Here is a 395-nt window from a genome sequence, read left to right as displayed (position 1 = left end):
ACCGTGGACCCAGAGCTCCTCACCTTTGGTGGAGCTGCCCGACAGGCGGCTGACTCGACGGGCGATGAACTTGCACAACCCTAATCGTGAACTATGGATACCGAACCGGGCGAACATCTGCCAATTGACTGCGACTACGAGGACCGAGTGGTCGAGCGCCTGTCCGTGCTCGAAGCGCGAGTGACGGCCAAACTCTCCAAGCTCAACACCTCCTCCACCGAAGAGGAGAGCCGGTTGTTCGAGCGTGCGGTGAAAAGTCCAACCGTCGCGAAGCGGGTCTTCTAGCTCCGGCAAGCTGCCGAGCGAGTCCAGGCTAAGGTGATGCCCGTCGCGGCTTGCAGGTCGGGTTGCTCTCACTGCTGCCATGTCGCCGTTCTCGTGTCGCGACCCGAAGC

Annotated in this window: 1 protein-coding gene; it reads right to left on the bottom strand. The window is 61.8% G+C overall.

The window, feature by feature from the left end:
* Positions 1-366: hypothetical protein (locus GVL03_RS22510; protein WP_235038307.1), on the bottom strand; the 366-nt coding region annotated here is incomplete at its 3' end.
* Positions 367-395 lie beyond the last annotated feature (29 nt).

The organism is Microbacterium sp. 18062 (assembly GCF_902706225.1).
Lineage (GTDB): Bacteria > Actinomycetota > Actinomycetes > Actinomycetales > Microbacteriaceae > Microbacterium.
This window is presented reverse-complemented; position numbering and strand designations above follow the sequence as displayed.